28 protein-coding genes and 1 tRNA gene are annotated in these 23,411 nt (G+C 64.0%); 17 read left to right on the top strand and 12 right to left on the bottom strand.

Annotation, left to right across the window (positions count from 1 at the left end; genetic code table 11):
* Positions 1–1,107: 1,107 nt before the first annotated feature.
* Positions 1,108–1,374 carry a 30S ribosomal protein S20 gene (rpsT, locus tag K289_RS0102350; protein ID WP_027549990.1) on the bottom strand — a complete coding sequence of 89 codons (267 nt, stop codon included), beginning with the start codon at positions 1,372–1,374 and terminating at the stop codon, positions 1,108–1,110.
* 385 nt (positions 1,375–1,759) lie between these two features.
* Between rpsT and K289_RS0102345 the strand changes: the two genes are divergently transcribed.
* The 3 genes from K289_RS0102345 to K289_RS0102335 all read left to right on the top strand — a co-directional run bounded on the left by K289_RS0102345 (position 1,760) and on the right by K289_RS0102335 (position 3,861).
* Positions 1,760–2,077, top strand: a complete 318-nt coding sequence (locus K289_RS0102345) for a hypothetical protein (RefSeq protein ID WP_027549989.1) — start codon at positions 1,760–1,762, stop codon at positions 2,075–2,077.
* Between the two features lie 131 nt (positions 2,078–2,208).
* Complete coding sequence (msrA, locus tag K289_RS0102340; protein ID WP_027549988.1) at positions 2,209–2,865, top strand: peptide-methionine (S)-S-oxide reductase MsrA; 657 nt, start codon at positions 2,209–2,211, stop codon at positions 2,863–2,865.
* Positions 2,866–3,129: 264 nt separating this feature from the next.
* Entirely contained in the window at positions 3,130–3,861 is a 732-nt protein-coding gene (locus K289_RS0102335) for a polysaccharide biosynthesis/export family protein (protein WP_027549987.1), read from the top strand.
* 151 nt (positions 3,862–4,012) lie between these two features.
* Here K289_RS0102335 and K289_RS0102330 read toward each other — a convergent pair whose 3' ends face one another.
* From K289_RS0102330 to K289_RS0102315, 4 genes are all read right to left on the bottom strand, one after another.
* On the bottom strand, positions 4,013–4,495 hold the full coding sequence (locus K289_RS0102330; protein WP_027549986.1) for a hypothetical protein: 483 nt from the start codon (positions 4,493–4,495) through the stop codon (positions 4,013–4,015).
* Between the two features lie 226 nt (positions 4,496–4,721).
* Positions 4,722–5,393 (bottom strand): dienelactone hydrolase family protein, encoded by a 672-nt coding sequence (locus K289_RS0102325; RefSeq protein WP_027549985.1) that lies wholly within the window; start codon positions 5,391–5,393, stop codon positions 4,722–4,724.
* A gap of 164 nt (positions 5,394–5,557) precedes the next feature.
* Positions 5,558–5,905: a hypothetical protein gene (locus tag K289_RS0102320; protein ID WP_027549984.1), complete on the bottom strand. Its 348-nt coding sequence runs from the start codon at positions 5,903–5,905 to the stop codon at positions 5,558–5,560.
* 15 nt (positions 5,906–5,920) lie between these two features.
* Complete coding sequence (locus tag K289_RS0102315) at positions 5,921–6,694, bottom strand: alpha/beta fold hydrolase (protein WP_027549983.1); 774 nt, start codon at positions 6,692–6,694, stop codon at positions 5,921–5,923.
* A gap of 369 nt (positions 6,695–7,063) precedes the next feature.
* Here K289_RS0102315 and K289_RS0102310 point away from each other — a divergent pair, with 369 nt between their 5' ends.
* Positions 7,064–8,158 carry an HD-GYP domain-containing protein gene (locus K289_RS0102310; RefSeq protein ID WP_027549982.1) on the top strand — a complete coding sequence of 365 codons (1,095 nt, stop codon included), beginning with the start codon at positions 7,064–7,066 and terminating at the stop codon, positions 8,156–8,158.
* 126 nt (positions 8,159–8,284) lie between these two features.
* On the opposite strand, the gene K289_RS0102305 is transcribed toward K289_RS0102310, so the two are convergent.
* Together K289_RS0102305 and K289_RS0102300 are read right to left on the bottom strand one after the other, a co-directional pair.
* Complete coding sequence (locus K289_RS0102305) at positions 8,285–9,865, bottom strand: AMP-binding protein (protein ID WP_027549981.1); 1,581 nt, start codon at positions 9,863–9,865, stop codon at positions 8,285–8,287.
* Positions 9,866–10,072: 207 nt separating this feature from the next.
* Positions 10,073–10,483: a VOC family protein gene (locus K289_RS0102300; RefSeq protein ID WP_027549980.1), complete on the bottom strand. Its 411-nt coding sequence runs from the start codon at positions 10,481–10,483 to the stop codon at positions 10,073–10,075.
* A gap of 138 nt (positions 10,484–10,621) precedes the next feature.
* Between K289_RS0102300 and K289_RS0102295 the strand changes: the two genes are divergently transcribed.
* The 11 genes from K289_RS0102295 to K289_RS0102235 all read left to right on the top strand — a co-directional run bounded on the left by K289_RS0102295 (position 10,622) and on the right by K289_RS0102235 (position 17,697).
* Positions 10,622–11,596, top strand: a complete 975-nt coding sequence (locus K289_RS0102295) for a tripartite tricarboxylate transporter substrate binding protein (RefSeq protein ID WP_027549979.1) — start codon at positions 10,622–10,624, stop codon at positions 11,594–11,596.
* Between the two features lie 157 nt (positions 11,597–11,753).
* Positions 11,754–12,050, top strand: a complete 297-nt coding sequence (locus K289_RS0102290; protein ID WP_027549978.1) for a DUF3551 domain-containing protein — start codon at positions 11,754–11,756, stop codon at positions 12,048–12,050.
* Positions 12,051–12,169: 119 nt separating this feature from the next.
* A complete protein-coding gene (locus K289_RS0102285) occupies positions 12,170–12,433 on the top strand; it encodes a DUF3551 domain-containing protein (protein ID WP_027549977.1) in 264 nt (87 codons plus the stop codon).
* Positions 12,434–12,578: 145 nt separating this feature from the next.
* Entirely contained in the window at positions 12,579–13,031 is a 453-nt protein-coding gene (locus tag K289_RS0102280; protein WP_035683599.1) for a helix-turn-helix transcriptional regulator, read from the top strand.
* Positions 12,935–13,375, top strand: a complete 441-nt coding sequence (locus K289_RS0102275) for an SRPBCC domain-containing protein (RefSeq protein ID WP_084788533.1) — start codon at positions 12,935–12,937, stop codon at positions 13,373–13,375. Before K289_RS0102280 ends, K289_RS0102275 begins: the two co-directional genes overlap by 97 nt.
* Before the next feature lie 21 nt (positions 13,376–13,396).
* Positions 13,397–14,134, top strand: a complete 738-nt coding sequence (locus K289_RS0102270) for a thioredoxin family protein (RefSeq protein ID WP_027549974.1) — start codon at positions 13,397–13,399, stop codon at positions 14,132–14,134.
* A 491-nt stretch (positions 14,135–14,625) separates the two neighbouring features.
* A complete protein-coding gene (locus K289_RS0102260; protein ID WP_027549973.1) occupies positions 14,626–15,243 on the top strand; it encodes a hypothetical protein in 618 nt (205 codons plus the stop codon).
* Positions 15,230–15,607 carry a transcriptional regulator gene (locus K289_RS0102255; protein WP_027549972.1) on the top strand — a complete coding sequence of 126 codons (378 nt, stop codon included), beginning with the start codon at positions 15,230–15,232 and terminating at the stop codon, positions 15,605–15,607. The genes K289_RS0102260 and K289_RS0102255 overlap by 14 nt, the downstream gene beginning before the upstream one ends.
* A 30-nt stretch (positions 15,608–15,637) precedes the next feature.
* Complete coding sequence (locus K289_RS0102250) at positions 15,638–16,378, top strand: di-trans,poly-cis-decaprenylcistransferase (RefSeq protein WP_027549971.1); 741 nt, start codon at positions 15,638–15,640, stop codon at positions 16,376–16,378.
* Positions 16,379–16,519: 141 nt separating this feature from the next.
* Positions 16,520–17,101, top strand: a complete 582-nt coding sequence (locus tag K289_RS0102245; protein ID WP_084788528.1) for a GNAT family N-acetyltransferase — start codon at positions 16,520–16,522, stop codon at positions 17,099–17,101.
* Positions 17,102–17,211: 110 nt separating this feature from the next.
* Positions 17,212–17,697, top strand: a complete 486-nt coding sequence (locus K289_RS0102235) for a Crp/Fnr family transcriptional regulator (protein ID WP_027549969.1) — start codon at positions 17,212–17,214, stop codon at positions 17,695–17,697.
* Here K289_RS0102235 and K289_RS0102230 read toward each other — a convergent pair.
* Entirely contained in the window at positions 17,636–18,463 is an 828-nt protein-coding gene (locus K289_RS0102230) for a metallophosphoesterase (protein ID WP_027549968.1), read from the bottom strand. The genes K289_RS0102235 and K289_RS0102230 overlap by 62 nt on opposite strands.
* A gap of 223 nt (positions 18,464–18,686) precedes the next feature.
* Here K289_RS0102230 and K289_RS0102225 point away from each other — a divergent pair, with 223 nt between their 5' ends.
* Entirely contained in the window at positions 18,687–19,373 is a 687-nt protein-coding gene (locus tag K289_RS0102225; protein WP_027549967.1) for a DNA-3-methyladenine glycosylase I, read from the top strand.
* Between the two features lie 212 nt (positions 19,374–19,585).
* Positions 19,586–19,879 carry a hypothetical protein gene (locus K289_RS0102220; RefSeq protein WP_027549966.1) on the top strand — a complete coding sequence of 98 codons (294 nt, stop codon included), beginning with the start codon at positions 19,586–19,588 and terminating at the stop codon, positions 19,877–19,879.
* A 100-nt stretch (positions 19,880–19,979) separates the two neighbouring features.
* Here K289_RS0102220 and K289_RS0102215 read toward each other — a convergent pair whose 3' ends face one another.
* The 4 genes from K289_RS0102215 to K289_RS0102200 all read right to left on the bottom strand — a co-directional run bounded on the left by K289_RS0102215 (position 19,980) and on the right by K289_RS0102200 (position 23,410).
* Entirely contained in the window at positions 19,980–20,810 is an 831-nt protein-coding gene (locus tag K289_RS0102215) for a hypothetical protein (protein ID WP_245283833.1), read from the bottom strand.
* Positions 20,811–21,000: 190 nt separating this feature from the next.
* Positions 21,001–21,783: an alpha/beta fold hydrolase gene (locus tag K289_RS0102210; protein ID WP_027549964.1), complete on the bottom strand. Its 783-nt coding sequence runs from the start codon at positions 21,781–21,783 to the stop codon at positions 21,001–21,003.
* 373 nt (positions 21,784–22,156) lie between these two features.
* Positions 22,157–22,233: transfer RNA gene (locus K289_RS0102205), tRNA-Arg, on the bottom strand.
* 133 nt (positions 22,234–22,366) lie between these two features.
* Entirely contained in the window at positions 22,367–23,410 is a 1,044-nt protein-coding gene (locus K289_RS0102200; RefSeq protein ID WP_027549963.1) for a diguanylate cyclase, read from the bottom strand.
* Position 23,411: the final 1 nt, after the last annotated feature.

Raw genomic sequence — 23,411 nt, 5'->3', positions numbered from 1 at the left:
GCGCTCCGTCACACGCGGGAGGCTGGATCTCGGACGGATTTAGAACGGCATCGTTGGAGAAGGAAGCTTGGTTGGAAGCTTGTTTCAATACCGCGTTGAGTCCGTAAGACATGATACCTCCCCGTCCTGCCGTGATTGCTCACGGCAAGGTCCTGCGTGTCCTAAAGACAACCGCGTCGGAATTGCTCCACTCGCGGGTGCCCTGCCCGTATGCACTAGCCGTTCACTCGGCTTCGCCTTTCACGCCCGTCGTGTAGCCTCGAGACGTCTCTCATTTCCGCTTCTAGCGAACGAGACACACATGCCCCGCTTGGAGACATTCAGACAAAGAGCTACCGTTCCCACATTGCTATGGGCTTTGAACCGACAATCGCTTGGTAAAGCGTCGCCAACGTGCAGACCGCCGCCGATTTGCACGCTCACCCCGTTTCCTAAACCGCGCTGGTCTCAAGATCGTGGGCGCCGCGAACGACTTAAGGAATACACTATGCGGAAAGACTCGCAACGAAATTGATTCACACTTGAGGCGCCCAAATTCTTGATCTGCGTTAACGCCGCGCGCGGGTTGTTCACAGGCCCGAGACCAAGTTTTTGAATCCGCGTGGAGAATCGAGAGCACAACCCGTTGTGTGACAATTGGCGGACAGCGGCCAAAAATATTTTACAAAACCTTCACGCGAGTGCCGCGTGAGCTCATTTTCCAAATGGTTGTCGCTGCTATGTGGATAAGTGATTATCGAAACATCGTTTTTCGAGTCTCTTTTTGCAGGGTAGCTTTGCCGCGACAGGCTGTCCGGTGAAACTACGGTGTGTAGAACTCATCCCAGCGAAATTCATTTTGGCCCCGTGCCGCAGGGGTTTTTCGCAACGCAATGAGAGTTTCCGGTGTTGCACAATGACCAGCGGTAAAATTACGGAGCGGTACCTGCCGCGGACGACACGATCCTTCCGATTGAAGGCGGATTTGTCGTCTGGTGACCGCACGCGGGAATTGTGACAGGCAACAAAAAAGCCCGGCAAGGGTGCCGGGCTGATTGTGTCGAGCGCAATGATCGATCGGATCGATCGGGTGTCGCAGCAAGCTTACTTGGATACTTGCGTCGATGCTTACTTGGCGAGCTTGGCGATCTGCGCGGTGAGCCGCGAAACTTTGCGGCTCGCATTGTTCTTGTGAATGATGTTGCGCTGCGCCGCGCGCATCAGGGCGGGCTCGGCATTCGCCAGCGCCTTCACGGCGGCGGCGCGATCGCCGGTCTTGATGGCTTCTTCGACGGTGCGAACGGCGCCGCGCATCTGGGTGCGGCGCGACTTGTTGACGGCGGTGCGGCGGGCGATCTTGCGCGTCGCTTTCTTGGCGGAGGTGGTGTTGGCCATGGTCTCAATGTCCTTTGCGGTAACCGGTCGCGTTTTGGTCGGGTAGCGCCGGCTGCTTGAACCGCGTAATCGACGCTCGGATTTAGGGTGTTCGGTGCAAGGCTGTTCCCGGAACATGAGCGAAGGCCTTGCGGCCATCTCTGAGACTCGAAGAGCCTGCAACTGCTCAAAGAACAGCGGCGGCGGGATTGCGCCCGCCGCCAGTTGGCGCCCTTATAGAGGGGGTCTGCCGCACCGTCAACGCCTTCGGGGGCTGGAAAACCCGGTTCCGGGCCGCGTGAGGCGGGTCGTAACGTGCTGATGAGGTTGAATTTCTGCCGCCGCCCCGCTATTGGCTGGCGGCGCTTCGAGGCCGCCTTATTCGGACGGCCCTATAAGGTGATACATGATCCGCGGCTTTTTCCGACTGATTGGGCTGTTGCTGCTGGCCGGCGGTTTCATCTTCATGGTCTATGACGGTGCCCGCTGGGTGGCCGACCAGAACCTGCGGTTCACCCGTTTCGGCCAGTTCTGGAACGATATCCATCAGGCCAGCCAGCAGGCGTTCCGGACCTGGGTCGAGGCCAAGGCGCCCTGGCTCTGGACCTCCGTGATCCGCCTGATCCTGGACCAGCCGGTCTTCGCCGTCCTCGGCATCCTCGGCATCCTCCTGATGATCCTGTTCCGGCCGCGGAAACCGCTGATCGGCTATTCGCGGGACTGACGCCCGCTCGCACGGGCGCGTAACAGGGCTGCCCGTCCGGACGTAATTGCCTATATTCCACCTGTACCGACGAGCACGCCGCCCGAGCGTCTGGTTTGGGCGGCCGTGAATCTCGTCCCGGAGATCCGATCATGCTGTTCATGCGCAAGTCCTCTGCACTGCCGAGCGCAGCCGAAGCGCTGCCGGGCCGTGCGCAACCGATCCCGACCGCGACCACGCACTTCGTCAACGGTGCGAAGCTTCTTCCGCCGTATCCCGCAGGCCTGGAGCAGGCCGTGTTCGGCCTCGGCTGCTTCTGGGGCGCGGAGCGCAAATTCTGGGAGCTTGGCGACGGCGTCCATGTCACCGCCGTTGGCTATGCCGGCGGCCACACGCCGAACCCGACCTATGAGGAAGTCTGCTCGGGCCGCACTGGTCACACCGAGGTGGTGCTGGTCGTGTTCGATCCGAAGAAGATGTCATACGAGCGGCTATTGAAGGCGTTCTGGGAGAACCACAACCCGACGCAGGGCATGCGCCAGGGCAACGACGTCGGCACGCAATACCGAAGCGCGATCTACACCTATTCCGATGCGCAGAAGAAGGCGGCCGAAGAGTCGAAGACGCTCTATCAGAAGGCGCTCAAAGCCAAGGGCCTCGACGCGATCACGACCGAGATCGCGCCGGTCGGCGAGTTCTACTTTGCCGAAGACTATCACCAGCAATATCTGGCCAAGAATCCGGCCGGCTATTGCGGCCTCGGCGGCACCGGCGTGTCCTGCCCGATCGGCGTCGGCGTGAGCGCCTGATCGCGCCACGAATGCGTCATGCCCGGGCTTGTCCCGGGCATCCACGTTCTTGGTGACGCACGAAAAACGTGGATGGCCGGGACAAGCCCGGCCATGACGGCGTGGAGACGTTGGCGCAGAAGCCGTCCGCACTGTGCGCGGCGGCGGAAAGCAGCTTGAGGGCTGCTGTCATCGCGTCAGTATCGTCGCGTCTGTCCCCCTGAACGCTTTATTAACCATACCCGGTGCAAGACTGGAACTGTCTCCTTTCAAGGGATGGGTCCGGTGCCGGTTGCACACGCGTTTCGATGGTCGGTCTTGGTAGCGTCCGCTGCGCTCGCCCTTGGCGGCTGCATGCAGACCACGGGCCCGGTCGCGATCGCGCAGCCGGGTAGCGATCTCGACTACATGGCCTATGGCCAGCCTGGAGGGCCGCAGGCAGTCGCTGTCGCCGACACGTCCGGTGGCGGCGCCATCGACGCGCTCCGCAATTCGTTCGCCGCAGCGCCTGGATCAATGCCGGTCGGCTACGCTGCGCGCGGTCCGGCCCGCTATGATGCGTCCTATCATCTCGACGCCGGCGACAGGCTGCGCGTCGTGGTCTACGGCCAGGAAGGTCTCACCAACACCTATGCGATCGATGCCGGCGGCGCGATCACCATGCCGCTGATCGGCGCGGTGCCGGCGCGCGGCCGCACCACGGCGGGCCTTGCCGGCGAAATCGCGGCGCGCCTGCGCAACGGCTATATCCGCGAACCTTCGGTGGCCGTGGAGATCGAAGCCTATCGCCCCTTCTTCATCCTCGGCGAAGTGACCGCGCCCGGCCAATATCCGTATGTGCCGAACATGACGGTCGAAAGCGCAGTTGCGATCGCCGGCGGCTTCTCCCCGCGCGCCAAGCGCGACGCCGTCACCGTCACCCACACCGAGGCCGGCGGATCGATGCGCGCGATGGTGCCGCTCGGCACGCCATTGAGCCCCGGCGACACCGTGTTCGTCGGCGAACGCTGGTTCTAGACCTTCTCTTCTCCGTCATTCCGGGGCGCGACGAAGTCGCGAGCCCGGAATCCATTGTGCCTCCGAGTTGGCGGCGCGATGGATTCCGGGCCTGCGCCTGTCGGCGCATCCCGGAATGACAGCAGAGATGGCGATCTTGTTCGCCCACGCCTTACCTCTGAAAATCCAACCGCCCGTTCGGAAAGCAGCCGTCGATGCGTGACGCATCGACAACGAGCCCGACCCATGGCCGCGTGATCACGGGATTTGTCAGGTTGATATACTTGCCGACGAGGCGATATCCGCCATCGCGCCGCGCGTCGATCAGACCGTGCCGGCGGCCGCCGTCCCAGTCGAACCGCAGGTAGATTCGCTCGCCTGCGACCCGCACCTCGCCGCGGCCCTGCTTCCACCTGTCGGGCGTATCGCCGGCGATGGTCGGATCGGCGCCGCCGTTCCAGCGGCTCTGCCACACGCCATCGAGCGGATCGGAGGGCACGGGGATCGCTGCCCACTGCGCCGCGTTGATGTCGTCGGCGTCACCGGCAAGCGTGACTGTTGCGGCATAGTCCATTACCTCGCGATCGTTCGGCCCGGGGACATCCGTGGTTCCGAACGGATTGCGGATGATGAGGTTCGTGTTTGGTTGCTGCATGACGATGTTCCGGGGTGAGCTGGATTGATCGGCCAGCTCTATCGTTATGGGCGGGGCGTAGCCCACCCGATTTCCGCCGGAGGAGGGGGCCGCTCTCTCCCCTCGTCATTCCGGGGCGCGCGCAGCGCGAACCCGGAATCCATCGTGCCAACAACTCTGCGGTCCAATGGATTCCGGGCCTGCGCCTGTCGGCGCATCCCGGAATGACAGTGGTCAGAGTTGCGCTCTACTTCAAATGCTTCGCGAAAAAAGCCATGCTGCGCGGCCAGGCGATGTCGGCGCTGGCCTTGTCGTAGCTTGCGCGCTCGTCGCAATGGAAGCCGTGCTGGGCGCCGGGATAGATGAAGACCTCGACGTCTGGCCGTTTCGTCTTGATGGTCTCGACATCGCTGAGGGGAATGCCGGCATCCTTCTCGCCGAAATGCAGCTCAGTCGGCACCTTCGGCGTCTCGTCGGCGAAGCGCACGATGGCGCCGCCGTAATAGCCGACCGCGGCCTTGAGGCCCGACAGCCGCGTTGCCGCGACAAAGGCGACGCTGCCGCCGAGGCAAAAGCCGATGATGCCGACCGGACCGACATTCTTCACCGCATCGATCGCGGCCTGCGTGTCGCGCAGCATCGCGGCCCAGTCGGGATTGGCGACGAACTTGCGCGCCTCGGCGATCTCATCGGGCGAATAGCCCGACTGGAAGTTGGGCGAGGTGCGGTCGAAGATCGACGGCGCGATTGCGACGTAGCCCTCGCTGGCAAGGCGATCGCACACCGAGCGGATGTGGTGATTGACCCCAAAGATCTCCTGGATCAGCACGACCGCGCCCTTCGCCGCGCCGCCGGGATCGGCGCGGTAGGCACCGAGCTGGAAATTGTCGGAGGCCGTCAGTTTGATGTCTTGTCCCACGAGGGTTGTCCTTCTTCAGGTATCGATCGCGAACTCCGCTCTCGCTCCTCATCCTGAGGAGCTTGCGAAGCAAGCGTCTCGAAGGATGAAGGCCGAGAGGCAGCAGCGGGGGCCTCTATGGTTCGAGACGGCGCTTCGCGCCTCCTCACCATGAAGGGATAGGTCTACTCCCACATCCAGTTCTCGCCGTAATCCTCCTTCCATCCTGCCAGCCGTCCGTGACGGAATTGCAGGAACAGGCGATGACGGTAGGGGATCAATCTGCTGCCACCGATGTTGCGAAGCGCGAGATAGATCTCGTTGCCCGGACGGCCCCGCACATATTGCAAGGGCTGCCCCAGCGCCCGCGCGGTCTGCTCAGCGTCCATGCCGAATGCCAGCGGCGTGTTGTTGGATAGCGTCATCACGAAGGGCAGGCGCGGCGGCGGTACGCCGAACTGATCGGCCATCGCCAACGCCGGCATCGAGAGAAGCCCCGCCAACATGCCCGCGGCCAACATCGCCTGCTTCATCGCCTGTGCCCTCGTTCAACCGGCCTGTTGCGGCAAGTTCTTCAGGAAAGGCACGACCGCGTCAACAAAAGCCTGCGGCTGATCGATGTTGACGGCGTGTCCGGCCGCGGGGATCACCACCTTTTGTGCGCCGGGGATCTTCGTCGCCATGTAGTCGGCCGCTGCCAGGAAGGGCGCATCGTCGGCGCCGACCACGATCAGCGACGGCACCTTGATGTCGGGAAGCAGCTCCATCACCCTGGCGTCGCGCTGGGTCAACATGCCGCGTGCTGCGAGCGCCAGTCCACTGGCGTTGCGATGGCTGGCGGTGGCGCGTTCGCGGGTCGCCGCTTTCAGCACGTCGAGACCTTCGCGATCGAGCTTGTCGGCCGTGGCGAGCGCGCGCGCATTCCAGGCCTCGCGCGCGTCGTCCTTCCTGAAGCCGGGACCGGTATCGATGATCAGGAGCGCGCGTGTGGCTTGCGGATGCGCGCGATAGAAGGCGAGCGACATGTAGCCGCCGAGCGACAGCCCGCCGATGACAGCGCTGCTCGCGCCGATCGCGTCCGGGATCGCCGCCATGTCGCCGACCGTGAGCGCTTCGCTATAAGCGTTCGGATCGTCCGGATAGTCGGACTGGCCGTGACCGCGCATGTCCCACAAAACCAGCTTGTGGTTCGCTGCGAGCGCGTCGATCTGGCCGTGCCACATCGCCGATGTCGAGGAATAGCCGTGGGTGAGCAGCAGCGGCGGACCTTCGCCATGGACCTCGTAGTGGATTCCGACGCCGTCCCGATCGATCCTTGGCATTGCATCCGCCCTTTTTGGTTTTCTGCGCTCATCCTAGCCCGCCCGGTGATGCGGAGGAAACCGCCCCTTCCGCGATGGCATATGCATGGAGGCGCAAGCGGCGCGAGACCTGCCCGACACGAGCCGCCGGAGGGCTAGCCTCCGGCTGAGTTTCATTTGCAGAAAACCCTGCTTCTTCAACGGTCGCCCTACTTTGCATGGGGTTGTTTTCGACGTTTTCGGTCGGAGGGGGCCGCGTCTGCCAAAATCCCTAAAATTCGACCAATCCCCGCAGGGTTCCGTTGAGCACGCCTCTTAAGGGCCGGAGAACCTGATCCAGCTTAGGCTGCCCGACAATACGCCCGTGCTCTCAGTTGCTTTGGGGAAGCCATGACCGCCTCAGCCAATCCAGCCGCCAAACGCCGGCTCCTGCTCGCCTCCGACCGGAGCGACGAGAGCAGCGAGCTCGCCGGCATCCTGAAGGCGGTCGGCGACGTTTCGACGGTTTCGACGCAGGACATTCCCGAGCAGCCGGGGCGTGATCTCTCCGGCATCGTGGTCGATATCAACCTGCGTTCGCCCGAGAGCGTGCAGCGGGTGCGCAACAAGCTGCGCGGCGATGCCTATCGTTCGATGCCGCGGCTGTTCGTGCTCGCCGACGCCCTGCACCACGGCACCATGCAGGCCTGGGCGCTGGGAGCCACCGACACGATCTCGCGGCCGCTTCAGGCCGAGGCCATCCTGCAGCGCATCCGGGCCGCCTTCCCCGACACCGCCGCCTATGACGCGACCGATCGCGGCAAGACGCTCAACCGCGGCGTCGAAGCAGCGCATGCGGTGCTGGCCAAGATGTTCGAGAAGCTGCCGCTCGGCGTGCCCCTGACCTTCGACGACGTGATCGCTGCCGAGAGCAAGATTTTGAAGGCGATCAAGCATTCCTCGCTGCGCGAGTGGCTCACCACCGTCGGCTGTCACCATGTCGGCAGCTATCGGCACTGCCTGTTCGTCACCGGCTTCGCCGTTGCCTTCGCCCAGCATCTCGGCATGCGCGAGGACGACCAGCGCCGGCTCACCCGTGCAGCCCTGCTGCACGACGTCGGCAAGGCCTTCGTTGCCTCCGCGCTGCTCGACAAGCCCGGCAAGCTCACTGACGAGGAGATGGACGAGGTCCGCCAGCATCCGCGCCGCGGCTATGACGCGCTCGCTGCCCAGGGCGGCTTCCCGCCGGAGATGCTGGACGTGGTCCTGCATCACCACGAATTCCTCGACGGCAGCGGCTATCCGAATGGCCTCTCGTCGAACCAGATCAGCGACATCGTGCGGCTGACGACGATCGTCGACATCTACGCCGCCCTGGTGGAGAAGCGCGCCTATCGCATGCCCTTCACCCACTCCCGCGCGTTCGCGATGATGGAAGGCATGGGCGGCAAGCTCGACCAGCAACTGCTGCAGGCGTTCCGCCCGGTGGCGCTGGGGTCGTTCTGATCACGATGCCGTAGGGTGGGTGAGCGAAGCGTAACCCACCACTTCCGTCTCCGCGGATACCAAAGAGGTGGGTTGCGCCAGCGGACTGCGCTTCGCGCAGCCGCGGGGCTAACCCACCCTACGAAGTCACCCCACCATCTTCCTCAGCTCCGCCTTCGCAACCTTCTCCAGCGTCGAGCGCGGCATGTCGTCGACGAATCTGATCTCGCGCGGCAGCTTGAAGTCGGCCAGTCCCGCGCGGCAGGCCGCCATGATCCTGTCCTTGAGATCAGGCGGCGCGCCGGCGACGCCGGCTTGCGGGATGACGAAGGCGACCGGCACCTCGTCCAGCATCGGATGCGTCTTGGCCACCACGGCCACCTCGCGCACGCCGGGGACGACCGCGATCACCTGCTCGATCTCGGATGCCGCAACGTTCTCGGCCCCGACCTTCAGCATGTCCTTGGCGCGGTCGCCGAAACGGATGTAGCCGTTGTCCAGCCGCACGACGCGATCGCCGGTGATGAAGAATCCGTGCTCGTCAAAGCTCTCGCGCGTTGCTTTCTCGTTGTGCAGATATTCGGCGAACAGCGACAGGCCGGGAATGCCCTTGATCGAGAGATTGCCGGTGTCGCCGACCTCCGTCGGCCGGCCGTCGTCGTCGGTGACGCGGATCTGGTATTCCGGCGCCGCGCGGCCGATCGACATCGGGATGTTGGGCTGGTCGACCTCGCCGATGATGCCGTGGGTGATGGTCTCGGTCATGCCCCACCAGCCGATGATCTTGACGCCGAAGACGGCGAAGGCCGGCGGCTCGTTCACCGCGGTACCCCACAGGCGGAATTTGTGATCCCGCGGGATCTCGTGCTCGAGCAGCGCCTTCATGCAGAACGGGATCGTCGAGGTCCAGGTCGAACCATGCTCGCGCGCGACCGGCCAGAAGCGGCTTGCGGAGAAGCGCGGCTGGATCACGCAGGAGCCGCCGACCCACAGCGTCGCCAGCATCGAATAGGCCAGTGCGTTGGTGTGAAACAGCGGCAGGTAAGTCTGGTGCACGTCGCCGGCGTGCAGGTCTTCATGCGCGGCGTTGATCTTGGCGCCCCACAGCGCGTTGGCGTTGGTCCAGAGCACCGCCTTCGGGCGCGACGTCGTGCCCGAGGTGTATTGCACGCTGCACGGCGCGAGCGGATCGGTGGCACGCTTGGGACGGTCGGCGCTGTCCGCAAACAGCGCCTCGAAGCTGTCGCCGCTTGAGACCACTTGCGCAGGTGCGGCGCCTGCGTCATGCGAGGTTACCGCCATCCAGCGCAGATTGCGGCAATGCTTCGCGACGATCTCCGCATAAGCCGGCTGCGTGATCGCGGCGACAGCGCCGCAATGATCGGCGAAGTATTCGATTTCGGCAGGCGCCGAACGGGTGTTGGTCGTCACCGCGATCGCGCCGAGCTCGACGCAGGCAAACCAGGCGAGCAGCGCCTCGATGCAATTGTCGAGATGAATGAGCACATATTCGCCGCTCTTGACGCCGCGTTTTGCGAGGCCCGCCGCGAGCGCGCCGACCCGCTCGTGAAATTCGCCATAGCTCCAGTGCCGCGCCGGTGCATCGAACGGCGCCCAGATCAGGAACGGATGTGAGCTGCGCACCTCGGCGCGCATCCTCAGCAGCCAGGGCACGTCGAGGCCCGCAAATGGACCGACTATTCCGGCTGCGGCTTGCGACTTCGGCATGTGTCCTCCCGTGCAGCCCGCTTTTCATTGCGGCTGCTCTTGTTGTCGGGAGTCTTTCTGCCACCGGATGGCGCGAGGGGCAAACGTGTGCGCCATGCCGTAGCGGAACGCAGGCTCTCTCCACCGTCATGGCCGGGCCTGCCGGGCGGAATTTGGAGCGGGGCTGTTTCCACACGACCCTCGGGGTCGGCAGCGTGCCCCGACGCCCTAATCCTCGTACGACGAAATCTCGATCAGGCTGCCATCCGGATCGCGGCAATAGACCGAGCGTAGCGTGCCGCGAGCGCCCTGCTTGGGAACCGGGCCTTCCTCGATTGCGACGCCGTTGGCCTTCAGATGCGCCACCACCTCGTCGGGCGTCGCTGAGGTGAGGAAGCACAGATCCTCGCTGCCGGCGGTCTGGTGGTCCGCGGTGAACCATTCCACCTTGTCGGCATGGCGCGGCCGGACGTTGATCTTCTGGTTACCGAATTGAAGCGAAGTCCGCGGCGCTTTGCCGCCGCCGGGGTCGAAGACCTTGACTTCCATGCCGAGGATCTTGCGATACCACTCGGTTGTGCGTGCGACGTCGGCGACGTTGATCACGAGGTGATCGAGGGCCTCGACCTTGACCGGCATGGGTCATCCTTTCGGTTACTTATCCTTTCGTCGCGGCGTGCCGCGCGCACTTTCCGCGTGCGGCAAGCTTTGTTACAACGCCGTCCGCGTTGCTTTCAAGATGATGACGCTTTCAAGAACAACAAGTCGGGAGAGACTATGATCACACGCCGTACCGCGCTGGGCCTGCTCGCAGCCAGTCCGCTTGCAGCCACCCCGCTGTCGAAGGCCTTTGCCGCCGATTATCCGACGCACCCGGTGAAATGGGTGGTCGGCTATCCGCCGGGCGGAGCCACCGACATCCTGGCGCGGCTGATCGGCCAGCGCCTGTCGGAAAGGCTCGGCCAGCAATTCGTGATCGAGAACAAGCCGGGCGCCGGCAACAACATCGGCACCGAATCCGTCATCAACGCCGAGCCCGATGGCTACACTCTGCTGCTGGTCAATCCCGCCAACTTCATCAACGCCTCGCTCTACGCCAATCTCAAGTTCAACTTCGTCCGCGACGTCGCGCCGGTCGCCTCGTTCCAGCGCGTCCCGAACGTGATGACCGTCAACAAGGACGTTCCGGCGAAGAACGTCGCCGAGTTCATCGAATATGTGAAGGCCAATCCCGGCAAGGTGAACATGGCCTCGTCCGGCAACGGCACCTCGGTGCATCTGTCCGGCGAGATGTTCATGGCGATGACCGGCTGCAAGATGCAGCACGTGCCTTATCGCGGCGCAGCACCCGCGATCACCGACATGCTCGGCGGCCAGGTGCAGGTGATCTTCGACAACATGCCCTCGATCATCCAGCACATCCGCTCCGGCTCGCTTCGCGCCCTCGGAGTCACCACTGCGCAGCGCTCGCCGCAGCTCCCCGACGTGCAGGCGATTGCGGAAACCGTTCCGAACTACGAGGCCAGCGCGCTGTTCGGCATGGGCGCGCCGAAGAACACGCCGAAGGAGATCATCGCCAAGCTCAACAATGAGATCAACACGCTCATGAAGGAGCCGGACATGACCAAGCGCCTGATCGAGCTCGGCGGCGAGCCGCGGGTGCAGACGCCGGAGGCGTTCGGCGAGGAGATCAAGGCCGAGACCGAGAAGTGGAAGAAGGTCGTCGAGTTCGCCGGCCTGAAGGTCGAGTAGCGATATCGTGATGGTCGTGACCGATCAGGAATGGAGCCCTGCCGTATGGCAGGGCTTTTTTCTTGGTGCCTTCCGGTTGATCCGGAATAAAATGGTGGACCGAGACCTGATGATGGATGGCGCTGCATCTCGCGCCACGAACAGAGGAGTTGGGATCATGCGCAAGACGCAATTGGCGTTGCTGACGCTGGGCGCGACGGTCCTTGCCGGCTTCGTCAACATCACCCCTGCCGCGGCGCGCGAATATCCCTGGTGTGCGCAAGGCGGAGAGTTCGACTATCCCGGCGAATGCGCCTACAGCACCTATGAGCAATGTCAGGCCAGCGTGTCCGGCCGGCTGCTGTACTGCGGTCCCAATCCGCGTGTGGCCTATGGCGCCTATGGCTCTTATGGCCAGGCGCCCCAGCTCCAGCCGCAGCCGCGTCGGCGCATGCGCCCCGTCGCGCCGTACTAGCGGCGGCTCGGACAGATTTCTTCCGGGCTGTTCTGGAATAACAGGCTGCTCCGGAATAAATCGGCTCTGCAAAACCTTCTCACTTTGGGGGCTCGCGCGGCGAGCATGGGAGATCGGTCATGCGCAAGACGCAGTTTGTGCTCGGCATCTCGGTCCTCGCCGGACTTGCTGCCATTGAACCGGCGCGCGCGGATTATGATTACCCGTGGTGCATTCAGGGCGCGGCATACGACTATCCCGGCGACTGCTCTTATCAGACCCGCGAGCAGTGTCTGGCGAGCGTGTCCGGCCGCAAGGGGTATTGCGGACAGAATCCAGCCTTCCTGCTCGCGCGGCCTCCGCTTCAACCGTCGCCGCGCGGCCGTCGCTTTCCTCCTGCCTAGCGGAGAGTCAGAGCACTCTGCGCCGAGGCTGCTCGACGGGCTCGACCTGCTGTACGTGAAGCATCCTGACCCAGCCTGACTGCGGATCACGCGCTTGTGCGGGTTCCGGCTTGACGGCTTCCCGTTCGCGCTTATACTAAACCATATGGTTAAGTATAAGGACGAGACGCTGGACCGCACCTTTGCTGCACTGTCCGATCCGACGCGGCGCGCGCTGCTGGCCCGCCTCGGCGAACGGGACAGCCTGTCGGTGAGTGAACTGGCTGCGCCGTTTCCGATCTCGCTGCCGGCGATCATGAAGCATCTCGACGTGCTGTCGGATGCAGGGCTGATCGTGCGGGAGAAGAGCGGACGCACGGTCGCTTGCCGGCTCACCGCGAAGCCGATGGAGCAGGCGATGAACTGGCTCAATCGCTACGCGCAGTTCTGGTCCGACAATCTCGACCGCCTTGCCGCCTTTGTGGAGGAAGACCCATGGCCAACGCAGCCGCTGGCACCGATATCAGTGCCGCCGAACGCCCAAGCCTCACGCTCACACGCCGGCTCCGCGCGCGGCCGGAAAAAGTCTACGCTGCCTGGACGCAAGCCGAGCAGCTAGCGCAATGGTTCGGGCCGCCGAACATGAAGCCTGCCACGTTGAGTGCGGAACTCGACGTCCGCGCCGGCGGCCGCTACCGGATCAGCTTCACCCGCGACGACGGCGAATATTTCGAGGCCGGCGGGACCTATCGCGAGGTCGTGCCGAACGAGCGGCTCGTCTTCACCTGGGCCTGGCATTCGACGCCGGAGCGTGAATCGCTGGTGACGATCTCGTTGAAGCCGGACAGCACCGGCACGCTGATGATCTTCCATCATGCCCAGTTCTTCGATGAGACGGCACGCGACAACCACCAGCGCGGCTGGAGTTCGTTCTTCGACAAGCTCGACGCCTTCGTCGCCTGATCGCTTTCAAAGGAGAATACCATGCAGCACCATCAGATCGTCTCGCGCGAGCAATGGATCGCGGCTCGCAAAGCCCATCTGGCGCATGAGAAGGAGTTTAGCCATGCCCGCGAGCGGCTCGCCGAGGAACGGCGCCAGCTACCCTGGGTCAAAGTCGACAAGAATTACGTCTTCGACAGTCCGAACGGCAAGGTCACGCTTGGCGACCTCTTCAAGGGTCGCCCGCAGCTCGTGGTGCAACACGTGATGTTCGCGCCCGATTGGGACGCCGCCTGCAAGAACTGCTCGTTCTGGGCCGACGGTTTTGAGCGCATGGTGCCGCATCTCGCCGCGCGAGACACCACGATGGTCGCGGTCTCGCTGGCGCCGGTCGCAAAGCTCGACGGTTTCAAGAAGCGGATGGGCTGGACGTTCGACTGGGTCTCTTCTGGCGACAACGACTTCAACTATGATTACGAAGTCACGTTCACGCGCGAGCAGATCGACAAGGGCGTGCCGAAATACAATTTCGGTACCACGCCGTTCTATGGTCCCGAGCTGCCCGGCATCAGCGTGTTCTACCGCAACGAGGCCGGCGAGATCTTCCACACTTATTCCTGCTTCGCCCGAGGCCTCGACATGATGAACGCCGCCTATCAGTACCTCGACCTCACCCCGCTCGGCCGCCACGAGGACGGCCTGCCCTATCCGATGGACTGGGTCCGACTGCGTGACCAGTACGAGCCGCAGGCGACGAAGGCGTCGTGCTGCCAGGGGTGAGGGGGCGACTTTCTCACCAATGTCGTCCCGGACAAGCGCAGCTCTTGGCGGCGCGTATGGGTTGATGGGTCCCCTGAGTTCAAAAAAGAAGTGCAGCACTTCCAATTGGAGGTGTTGCCATGGGGCGGGCGCGGTCGCCGCGCTACGCGAGAAGGCACGCGTCTCGTCGTTGGTGAAGGCGCCGCCGATCTAGTTGCCGGTGTTGACCGTGCCGAATGGCCCCGCCGCATTCGCAACCCCGATCGCGAATGCCTGCAGCGCGCACGCGATGACAGCTGACTTCAACATATTAACGCCCCCGGACCGCCATGATCCGCATCTTATCTGTCCGATACGATTCGGTGCAACCGTTAGTTGCGAATTCGGGGCGTGTCGCAGCAAGCGACTTTCAGGCTTGCCATTACTTTGCGACGCGGTATACTTTGCGATACAAAGTGATCGAGCAATCGATCCAGAGGAAACGCAGACGAAGCGAGGCTTTGGCGTTGCAGATGCGCGATCTCGACAAGGCACTGGCCGACATTGTGGCGATCCGCAGCCAGATCGCGGCCGGCACGGCGTTCCGCGGCTACGGCCCTGCGACCATGGCGGCGACCGGCGCGGTCGCGCTGACCACCGCGATCCTGCAATTCTGGCTGCTCGGTGACCCCACCGGCGAGCCGCTCGGCTTCTTCCTCGGCTGGTTCGTTGCCGCCACGCTGTCCGGCCTGATGATCTGGTTCGAGATGCGCGCGCGTTCGCGCCGCCACCATTCGGGTCTCGCCGACGCCATGATCCACCAGGCGGCCGAGCAGTTCCTGCCCGCCGGCATCGCCGGCGTGCTGCTTGCGGTGGTGATGTGGAAGTTCGCCGCCGAGACGCTCTGGCTGCTGCCGGGCCTGTGGCAGATCCTGGTGTCGCTCGGCATCTTTGCTTCCGTCCGCTCGTTGCCGCGCACCGTCGCGCTCGCCGGCGCCTGGTATTTCGTCTCGGGCTTTTCGGTGGTGGTGCTGGCGAGCCAGACCCACACGCTGTCGCCCTGGACCATGGGCCTGCCCTTCGTGATCGGCCAGTCGGTGATGGCGGCCATTCTGTATTTCGCGTCCGGAGACAATGATGCCGAAGACTGACAGCGCGCCGTTCTCCTATGAAGGGTTAGACCGCGTGATCCACGAGAAGGCGAGGCTCGGGCTCCTGACCTCGCTGATGGCCCATCCCAAGGGGCTGGCGTTCGCCGATCTCAAGCAACTCTGCGGCCTCACCGATGGCAATCTCAGCCGGCACCTCGCCGTGCTTCAGGAAGCCGGCCTCGTCGAGGTGACCAAGGGTTACGAAGGCAACCGGCCGCATACCACCTGCCGCCTGACCAAGGCCGGCCGCCGCCGTTTCCTCGACTATCTCGCCGTGCTCGAGCGCCTCGTGCGCGACGCTGCCAAGGCCGCCGGCCGCGAGGCACCGCCGCTCGGCGGCCGGCTCGGCATCCTCTCGACCTGATCGCCCCCTTTTTTGACCGGAGACTTTGCAATGCAAAGTGACCTCGCATCCCACACCGAGAAGCTTCACGTCGGCATCATCATGGACGGCAACGGCCGATGGGCGACGCGGCGCGGCCTGTCGCGCGTGCGCGGCCATGAGGCCGGCGTCGAGGCGATCCGCCGCATCGTCGAGGCCGCGCCCAAGCAGGGCATCGGCACGCTGACGCTCTATGCCTTCTCGACCGACAATTGGCGCCGGCCCAAGGCCGAGGTCGCCGCGCTGATGACGCTGCTGCGCTTCTATCTCGCCCACGAGGTGCAGAGCCTGGTGAAGAATGGTGTGCGCCTCTCCGTGATCGGCCGCCGCGACCGCCTGCCCGACGGCATCGCCACCGCCATCGCGCGCGCGGAGGGCGCAACCGCGCACGGCAACGTGCTGCATTTGCGCATCGCCGTCGACTATTCCGCGCGCGACGCCATCCTCAACGCCGCGGCGAAGGCGGCAGCATTGACGAGCCTCACCCGCGAGGCGTTCTCCCAACTCGTCACCGGCGAGGCCTGCTTGCGCGACGTCGATCTGATCATCCGCACCTCCGGAGAGAAGCGGCTGTCGGACTTCCTGTTGTGGGAAGGCGCCTATGCCGAGCTGCATTTCACCGAGCGGATGTGGCCCGAATTCGAGGCCAAGGACCTCGCCGAAGCGCTGGCGTCCTTCTACGGCCGCGAACGCCGTTTCGGCGGTCTCCAGGCAATCATGCCCGAGGAGGTGCCCTCACTGTCTCGGGCGTGACGCCGACGCGGGGCAGAAACTCCCGGGGGAGAGGCGCCAATTGTTCGTTTTCGGCCGCATGATTGGCAGCAAGGTCCAAGCGGCTGGTGCGCGGTCTCGGCTAGGTCTGCGGTTTCATGCAACCTGCCGAAAGCGTCGCGCATGTCAGAGATATTTCCGGGGGATGTTGTCGAGCCGGCCGAGCTGGTCATCGTGCCTCTCGGCGGATGCCAGGCCGGCGTTGTGGCCGAAGCGAAGGGCATGGTCCGCATCAGAGCCGCCAGTGCATCCGATGTGGCGAGCCTGTCGGCCTATTTCATCAGCCTTTCCCCGACATCACGTAACAAGCGCTTCATGGGAGCGCGCGCCGACTTTGCCGTGGTCGCCGCCGAATGTCTGCCAAAGACGAGCCATCCCGATCGCTTCACGCTGCTTGCCGAACTCAGGCGGGAGGGGCAGGGCACGATCATCGGCGAGACGCGATACGCCTATGACGCAGCTGCGAGCCAGGGCGAATTCGCCATTTCGGTCGCCGATGCCTTCCAGCGCCAGGGCGTTGGCTTCCTGATGATGACGGCGATGGAGATGCGCGCCGTCAATCTCGGCCACGACATGATCGCGGGCGAGACCGCGCGAACGAACGCTGAAATGCGCGGTCTTGCGAAGAAAGCGGGGTTTCGGGATACCGGACTTGGCGATTGGCAGTCGATTCATCTCGCCAAGCGCCTGTCGCGTCGACGGTGAACGAAAATGAGACGCCGCTCCAGGCGCTCGTTGGTTGGTTTGCCGTAAATTTGAGCAAGCGTGCCGCGCGGATCGTGCTCTAGTGTCTCGCCTTAAGGGAGTTTTCGGCGATGCGCGCAGTTCTGGATTACTGCACCGGCGGAACGGAGCGGCAGGTCAAGGCCGGCACGCTCGTCGTCACCGAGGGCGGGACCTCGGGCCATCTCTACGTCCTGATGGAGGGCAAGCTCGAGGTGATCAAGGGCGACACGGTGGTCGCCACTGTCGCCGAGCGTGGGGCGGTTCTCGGCGAGATGTCGGTGCTGCTCGGGCAACCGCACACCGCGACGGTGCGGGCGTGTTCGGATGCCGTCATCTACGAAATCGAGGATGCCGCCTCGTTCCTCAAGCAGGAGCCGGAGGTTGCGCTCCTGATCGCGCGCATGCTGGCGCAGCGGCTCAACGTCGCCAACACCTATCTCGCCGATGTCAAGCGGCAATATGCTGGACACGGCACGCATCTGGCGATGGTCGGTGAGGTGCTCCAGAGCATGATCAACCTGCCGCCGCTTGAGGTCTCGCCAGGCTCGGATCGGCAATCCGATCCAAGGATGTGAGCCAGTCCGGCGGATCCTCGACGGGCGCGGCGGGCCGCGTCAGCGCGGCGTCGAGATCGATCCATTGCGCTTCGCCGGCGGCAAGCCAGTACGCCTTGCTCTCATCGAGATCCAGCACGATATGCGTCGGCGTCCGGCCCGGCTGCAAGCCGGCATTGAACACCCAGGTCGGACCCAGCCGGTCGAACCACGAGCCGTCCTTGATGAAGGGCGACTGATGCACATGGCCCGAGATGACGATGGATGGCTGGTATTGCCCGACCCATTGCACCAGCTCGACATCGCCGAAGAAGCGCTTGCCGCCCCAGCTCGTCGGTGAATCCGCCGGCGGTGCGTGATGCGCCCAGATCCATCGCTGCGGCCGGTTGGCGGCGGCGTCGCGAAGCTGGTCGGCGATGCGCTGCTTGACCAGCGGCCCGTCCCACCACGGGCACACCGTGAACAACGTGTCGTCGATGGTGAGGCTGTCGCCGTCGCAGGCGATCCCGAGCTCGCGCACCTCCGAGATCCATCGCGCGACTTTTTCGCCCTCCGCGTTGCGCTCGTCGAGATCGTGATTGCCGGAGCAGAGGATGACGCGCGTCCGGGCCGCCAGCAGCTCGAGGTATTTCTTCACCACCACGATCTGCGCGCGAAAATCCACCATGGAGCCGATGTCGAGCGCATCGCCGGCAAAGATGATCAGGTCGAAATGCGGCGCCGCGCTCACCAGCCAGTCGAACTGCGGCAGCGCGTAATGCAGGTCTGCAACGACCAGGCAGCGCATTTGAAAATCCATTGGGTCGGAAATGGACGTTTGGGAATTCCGGACGAGAAGGAAAAGCAAGAACCAGACCAGTGCCGCACCCATTGGCCGCGTCAAATCAGCCGGGAGGCCGCCCATTGGACCTATACTGCATCGCGTTCGAGTGCGCCGATGCGGAGGGTGGCGCCGCACTGGACGGGCTCTTCGAACTCTGCTGTCGTAACGCGCCTCAACGCGGTGACCCATGACCCCCTTCAAGACCATTCGCGCCCGTGCCGAGAAGCGCAAGGGCGGCCCCAAGGCGCTGGAAAAGCTGATGCCGGAAAAGCCCGACCTGAAGCGGCTGGCGAAGCTCGGCGACGATCGCATCCTCAGCGAGATGACCAGGCGGGTGTTTTGCGCAGGCTTCGCATGGAGCGTGATCGAGGCGAAATGGGACGGCTTTGAAGACGCATTCCTGCACTTCCAGCCGGCCAAGCTCACCTTCCAGCCTGAGGACTATTGGGAGGGCCTGATGCGCGAAGCGCGCATCGTGCGCAACGGCGCCAAGATCATGTCGGTGCGCGCGAACGCCGCCTTCGTGCAGGAGATCGCCAAGGAGCACGGCAGCTTCGCCAAGTTCCTGGCGAAATGGCCGTCATCCGACGAGATCGGCCTGCTCGATCTTCTCGCCAAGCGCGGCAGCCGGCTCGGGGGCAACACCGGCCAGATGCTGCTGCGCTTCGTCGGCTGGGACGGATTTGTCACGTCCAAGGACGTGGTCGCCTGCCTGCGTGACGCCGGCCTCGACATTGCCGAGGAGGTGAAGTCGAAGGGCGACCTCGCCAAGGTGCAGGCGCAGTTCAACGCCTGGGCCGGGGAGACCGGTCTGCCCTACACGCATCTGTCGCGCATCTGCGCGCTGTCGGCCGGCGAGAACCGAAGCCAATAGCCGCGTCCGGTCCTGCCGGCTCGTTCAATGATGTGCGCAACGTGGCGATCTCGCGCCATGAGCGCGGCGGGTGAAACCCGACATCACGAAATGCATCGCGCAGGAACATTTGTCTGCAGCATCCGTTCGGAAGTTGAGCCAGGCGGACAAGGGCGCAGGGAACGCCCGCCTCGGCCTCGATGAAACCGGACATGACAGAAACGGAGCAGCCCATGAAGCTAACGTCCGAGCAAGTGAAGCAGACCGTCAGGCAACTCGGCGCTCAGGTGCTTCCCGACGAGCATCCTGCCATGCCGCAACTCAACAGCATGTTCGGCGAGCACACGTTCTTCGTCGACGAGAGCGGACTGAAGGTCCTCGAGCCCGCGCAGTCGCTCGGGGCGGAACGCTCGAGCGGTGAAGTCGTCAGCCTCGCCGATTGGGGCGATTCGGACCTGACGCGCCTGATGGCACATGAGCCCGAGCCGACCGGCGTGATCGTGGTGTTCGAGCAGATGAAGCATTGAGCGGGGACGACGGTGCGAGGCGGGCGATCAGCCCGCCGAAGCATTAGCCACGAAGTGGCGGAGCTAAGGCGCGTGCCGCCGGCAAAGTAGCGCGGCGCCGCTACAGTTTTCCATAGACCCGCCCGGCGACCGCCCTCAGGCGCTCGACCGAGCCGGATTCCGCATGCGGCTTCACCGGCGCGAACAGGATCGAAGCCTGCCTGCCGTTCTTCCAGACATAGATGTTGACGGCGTTGCCGTTGCCCTTGGTGCAGGAATGCTCGCCGAACGCTTCACTGCCGAGCTCGGGTATCGCCACGTGTTTGCACGGGTCCGTGCGTTTCATCATGCTGATGACGGTGTCGCGCGAAATCGCGATCACCGCGACGACCATGGTGTTGCCCTCGCGATCGAACATCATGCAGCTGCGCGCGCCGGTCCGCTGGACCGTCAGCGTGCTCTTGTCGAGAAAGCCGTCGGCATCCGCGCCAGTGAGCCATTCGCAATCGCCGAACCGCTCGCTGGTCTTGCCCATATTACCGATGGCAACGCGCGCGACTTCGGTGAGCGGTCCGAGCAGCGCGTCGTCGGCACGCCGGCCGATCGGATAGACGCTGATCTGCAGAATGTAATCGCCTGACAAGGCGACGACCGAGGCCTCCTGGCGCTGCGCGCCGGCGGCGCTCGCTCCGCCCTGGCTTTCGTCGCCGATCCCGGACACTGCGTTGAGCGGCATGCGCTCGCCAAGCGTCTTGATGAAAGTCGCGTACAATTCCTTGGCGCGGTCCTTGTCGGGATTGCGGAACACGGTCAGCATCATCGTGTCGCCGCGCCCGCCCTGATAGATGCAGCCGCGGCCGTCCTGATTTGAAATCAGTGACCATCTGAGCGCCGGCATCGCGCCGGCGAGCTCCTTGGCGCCGATGAACGGGCAGGCTTCGGCAGCGTGCACGGGAAGCACCGGGGCGGCTGCGATTGCAAGGAATAGAACGAGGCAAGAGAACAAACGATCGATAACATGCATTGGATAATTGCTGCCGCTGTTGGCGCGTCACGGCCGATGAAGATGGGCGCTATTGCTACGCTGTGGCACTATACCGAACCGTGCGGATCCGCGCACGGCTATCCCGCCGCGCCGAAGCTCACCCGGGTCTTCGCACGTAGAGCGAGACAAACCGGTCGATCATCGGGTTGATCTGCTCCGGCACTTCCAGCGACAGGAAATGCCCGGAGCCGACGGCCTTGGCCGTGACCAGTTGCGGGCACAGCGCCGCAAAACGATCCAGATCCGCGAGCCGATGGGCCGCTTCGATGTAGAGCACCGGGACCCGGCACGCCTGGGCGCACTCACGCGCCCGATGCAGATCCCAGGGAAACAGGCTTGTAAACGTGGACACCAATACGTGCTGTGGCGTCGCCAGAAAGGTCTGTTCAACATGGGCGCGGCATCTGTCGGTCGGCAGACAGGAGTCCGCCACGATTTTTCGCGCCTCGTCCGCAAAGTCCGCGCCCCTTAAGCCTTCCAGATACCCGGCGAACACCGTCCCTGCCGAGGCAGGGAAGAGCACCCCTGAATCGAGCAGCACCAGGCCCGCCGGAAAGTCCGGATAGCGGGCGGCGATTTCGAGCGCCATGTTGCCACCCATGCTTTGACCCACGATGACCGGCTTTGTGATCTGCTGTCGGTTGCACAGCCAGACGAGATCATCGGCGAAGCCTTCGATCGAATACGCCTGTTGCGGCTTGTCGCTCTCACCATGCCCCCGCAGCTCGGCATTCAACGCCCGACCTTGACGGGCGAAGTACTCCATCTGCGGCGCAAAATGCGTGCGATCCCCGCCCAGGCCATGGACGAACAGGAATTGAAGCGGTCCCGCCCCGGCGATGTCGAAGGAGAGCTGAACGCCGTCATGCGCGAGTTTCATGGGTCATCTCCGTATTCACCGACATGTCCAGGTGTCTCAAGCGGGTCCTTGATCCAAGTGGCGGACCCGACGCGATTCGAACGTGTGACCTTTGCCTTCGCAACAAGCGAAGGTGAGCAGATTGTCCCTGCTTACCTGAAGTGCATGTGATGCGTGCGCCTGTCTGACATTACCCCCATCTTTAGCTCGAACTAACCTTCGAGCTTCACCTTCGGCGCGCATCGCGTTCGAAGTCGCCTGTCATGGTCCCTTGCGGTGGTAGCTGTCCTACTCTGATAGACGGGAGGTCGTTAGCCGATCCGGTTGCCTACCCGGTGCTTACCCACACGGAGCGTCTCAAATCCCGGGATTGCGCGCAACTGACTGATATTGCTGGCGCACCCGACACGATTCGAACGTGTGACCTTTGCCTTCGGAGGGCAACGCTCTATCCAGCTGAGCTACGGGTGCAGTGACCGCTCATTTAGCTGATTGGCGAGGGGCGGGCAACCGCTTCTCGCTGCGCAAGCATGATCCGGAAAAGTGTGCAGCGGTTTTCCGAAAAGATCATGCCTAAACAAGAACCTAAAGCGCGAATCGCGCTTTAGGCCGATTTGCGCGCGGTCGCGGCCGGAACCTGCGACATCTCACGGTCGAGCCTCGCAAATTCGGTCAGGACCCGCTCGGCGCAGATGACGCGGTTGCGGCCGAGGCGTTTTGCGGCATAGAGCGCCTGATCGGCCGAGCCGAGCAGCCGGTCGGGGCCGTCGTCGCCCTCGCCGGGGACGTGGCTTGCGACGCCGACGCTGAGGGTGACGTGATCACCGGCCCCATTGGCGCCATGGGCGATCTGCAAGGCCATGACGGCACTGCGGATCTCCTCGGCCACGGCGCAGGCGGCCTCACAATCCAATTCCGGCAGGATCAGCGCGAACTCCTCCCCGCCATAACGGCTGGCGAGGTCGAGCGGGCGGTCGGCATGCCGGCTGACGACGGTGGCAACCGCGCGCAGGCATTCGTCGCCGGTCTGGTGACCGTGCAGGTCGTTGAACAGCTTGAAATGGTCGACGTCGACGAACAGCAGCGCCAGGGGTTTTTGCGTCCGCTGGGCGCGGGCCCATTCCGTCAGCAGCATCTGGTCGAAGGAGCGGCGGTTGGACAGGCCGGTCAGGCCGTCCTTGGTCGCAAGCTCCTTGAGCGCCATCTCGGCCCGCTTCTGATCGGTGAGATCGCGCAGCGTCTCCACAACGGCGATCAGATTGCCGGCCTCGTCATGGATCGGGCCGGCGTCGATGGCGAGATAGAGCTGGTTGCCGAGTTTCGGCATCACGCACCAGTTCTCTGCGCTGAAGCCGAGCCCGTTGTGGCCGCGCGCCGCATATTCCGAATAGAACTCGGGAAGCTGTTCCGGCCGGTCGAGCGCGACGAGGTCGGCAAGACAAGGGCGTTTCGTCCCGTAGAAGGCCTGCCAGTGCTTGGTCGTGCCGATCACCTCGGATGCGGCGACACCGGTCAGCCGCTCGCAGGCTCTGTTCCAGATCACGACCCGGCGCTTCGGGTCGATCACGAAGGTCGGCACGACGAGGTGCTGCATCAGCCGCACGGCGTAGGAATGCGCAACGTCGACGGTCTTGGCCGGTTTTGCCATC

Origin of the sequence: Bradyrhizobium sp. Cp5.3, assembly GCF_000426265.1 — a bacterium.
GTDB lineage: Bacteria > Pseudomonadota > Alphaproteobacteria > Rhizobiales > Xanthobacteraceae > Bradyrhizobium > Bradyrhizobium neotropicale.
The sequence above is the reverse complement of the archived record's forward strand: the minus strand, read 5'-3'. Positions and strand labels throughout refer to the sequence as shown.

What these genes read in the sequence shown, in the direction of transcription:
- K289_RS0102310 (WP_027549982.1), top strand. Translation starts at nt 7,064, where the DNA reads ATGACCGCCTCAGCCAATCCAGCCGCCAAACGCCGGCTCCTGCTCGCC.
- K289_RS0102210 (WP_027549964.1), bottom strand. Translation starts at nt 21,783, where the DNA reads ATGAAACTCGCGCATGACGGCGTTCAGCTCTCCTTCGACATCGCCGGG.
- K289_RS0102260 (WP_027549973.1), top strand. Translation starts at nt 14,626, where the DNA reads ATGCGCGATCTCGACAAGGCACTGGCCGACATTGTGGCGATCCGCAGC.
- K289_RS0102295 (WP_027549979.1), top strand. Translation starts at nt 10,622, where the DNA reads ATGATCACACGCCGTACCGCGCTGGGCCTGCTCGCAGCCAGTCCGCTT.
- K289_RS0102305 (WP_027549981.1), bottom strand. Translation starts at nt 9,865, where the DNA reads ATGCCGAAGTCGCAAGCCGCAGCCGGAATAGTCGGTCCATTTGCGGGC.
- K289_RS0102300 (WP_027549980.1), bottom strand. Translation starts at nt 10,483, where the DNA reads ATGCCGGTCAAGGTCGAGGCCCTCGATCACCTCGTGATCAACGTCGCC.
- K289_RS0102290 (WP_027549978.1), top strand. Translation starts at nt 11,754, where the DNA reads ATGCGCAAGACGCAATTGGCGTTGCTGACGCTGGGCGCGACGGTCCTT.
- K289_RS0102330 (WP_027549986.1), bottom strand. Translation starts at nt 4,495, where the DNA reads ATGCAGCAACCAAACACGAACCTCATCATCCGCAATCCGTTCGGAACC.
- msrA (WP_027549988.1), top strand. Translation starts at nt 2,209, where the DNA reads ATGCTGTTCATGCGCAAGTCCTCTGCACTGCCGAGCGCAGCCGAAGCG.
- K289_RS0102200 (WP_027549963.1), bottom strand. Translation starts at nt 23,410, where the DNA reads ATGGCAAAACCGGCCAAGACCGTCGACGTTGCGCATTCCTACGCCGTG.
- K289_RS0102255 (WP_027549972.1), top strand. Translation starts at nt 15,230, where the DNA reads ATGCCGAAGACTGACAGCGCGCCGTTCTCCTATGAAGGGTTAGACCGC.
- K289_RS0102250 (WP_027549971.1), top strand. Translation starts at nt 15,638, where the DNA reads ATGCAAAGTGACCTCGCATCCCACACCGAGAAGCTTCACGTCGGCATC.
- K289_RS0102230 (WP_027549968.1), bottom strand. Translation starts at nt 18,463, where the DNA reads ATGCGCTGCCTGGTCGTTGCAGACCTGCATTACGCGCTGCCGCAGTTC.
- rpsT (WP_027549990.1), bottom strand. Translation starts at nt 1,374, where the DNA reads ATGGCCAACACCACCTCCGCCAAGAAAGCGACGCGCAAGATCGCCCGC.
- K289_RS0102285 (WP_027549977.1), top strand. Translation starts at nt 12,170, where the DNA reads ATGCGCAAGACGCAGTTTGTGCTCGGCATCTCGGTCCTCGCCGGACTT.
- K289_RS0102280 (WP_035683599.1), top strand. Translation starts at nt 12,579, where the DNA reads ATGGTTAAGTATAAGGACGAGACGCTGGACCGCACCTTTGCTGCACTG.
- K289_RS0102220 (WP_027549966.1), top strand. Translation starts at nt 19,586, where the DNA reads ATGAAGCTAACGTCCGAGCAAGTGAAGCAGACCGTCAGGCAACTCGGC.
- K289_RS0102315 (WP_027549983.1), bottom strand. Translation starts at nt 6,694, where the DNA reads ATGCCAAGGATCGATCGGGACGGCGTCGGAATCCACTACGAGGTCCAT.
- K289_RS0102320 (WP_027549984.1), bottom strand. Translation starts at nt 5,905, where the DNA reads ATGAAGCAGGCGATGTTGGCCGCGGGCATGTTGGCGGGGCTTCTCTCG.
- K289_RS0102235 (WP_027549969.1), top strand. Translation starts at nt 17,212, where the DNA reads ATGCGCGCAGTTCTGGATTACTGCACCGGCGGAACGGAGCGGCAGGTC.
- K289_RS0102270 (WP_027549974.1), top strand. Translation starts at nt 13,397, where the DNA reads ATGCAGCACCATCAGATCGTCTCGCGCGAGCAATGGATCGCGGCTCGC.
- K289_RS0102345 (WP_027549989.1), top strand. Translation starts at nt 1,760, where the DNA reads ATGATCCGCGGCTTTTTCCGACTGATTGGGCTGTTGCTGCTGGCCGGC.
- K289_RS0102245 (WP_084788528.1), top strand. Translation starts at nt 16,520, where the DNA reads ATGTCAGAGATATTTCCGGGGGATGTTGTCGAGCCGGCCGAGCTGGTC.
- K289_RS0102225 (WP_027549967.1), top strand. Translation starts at nt 18,687, where the DNA reads ATGACCCCCTTCAAGACCATTCGCGCCCGTGCCGAGAAGCGCAAGGGC.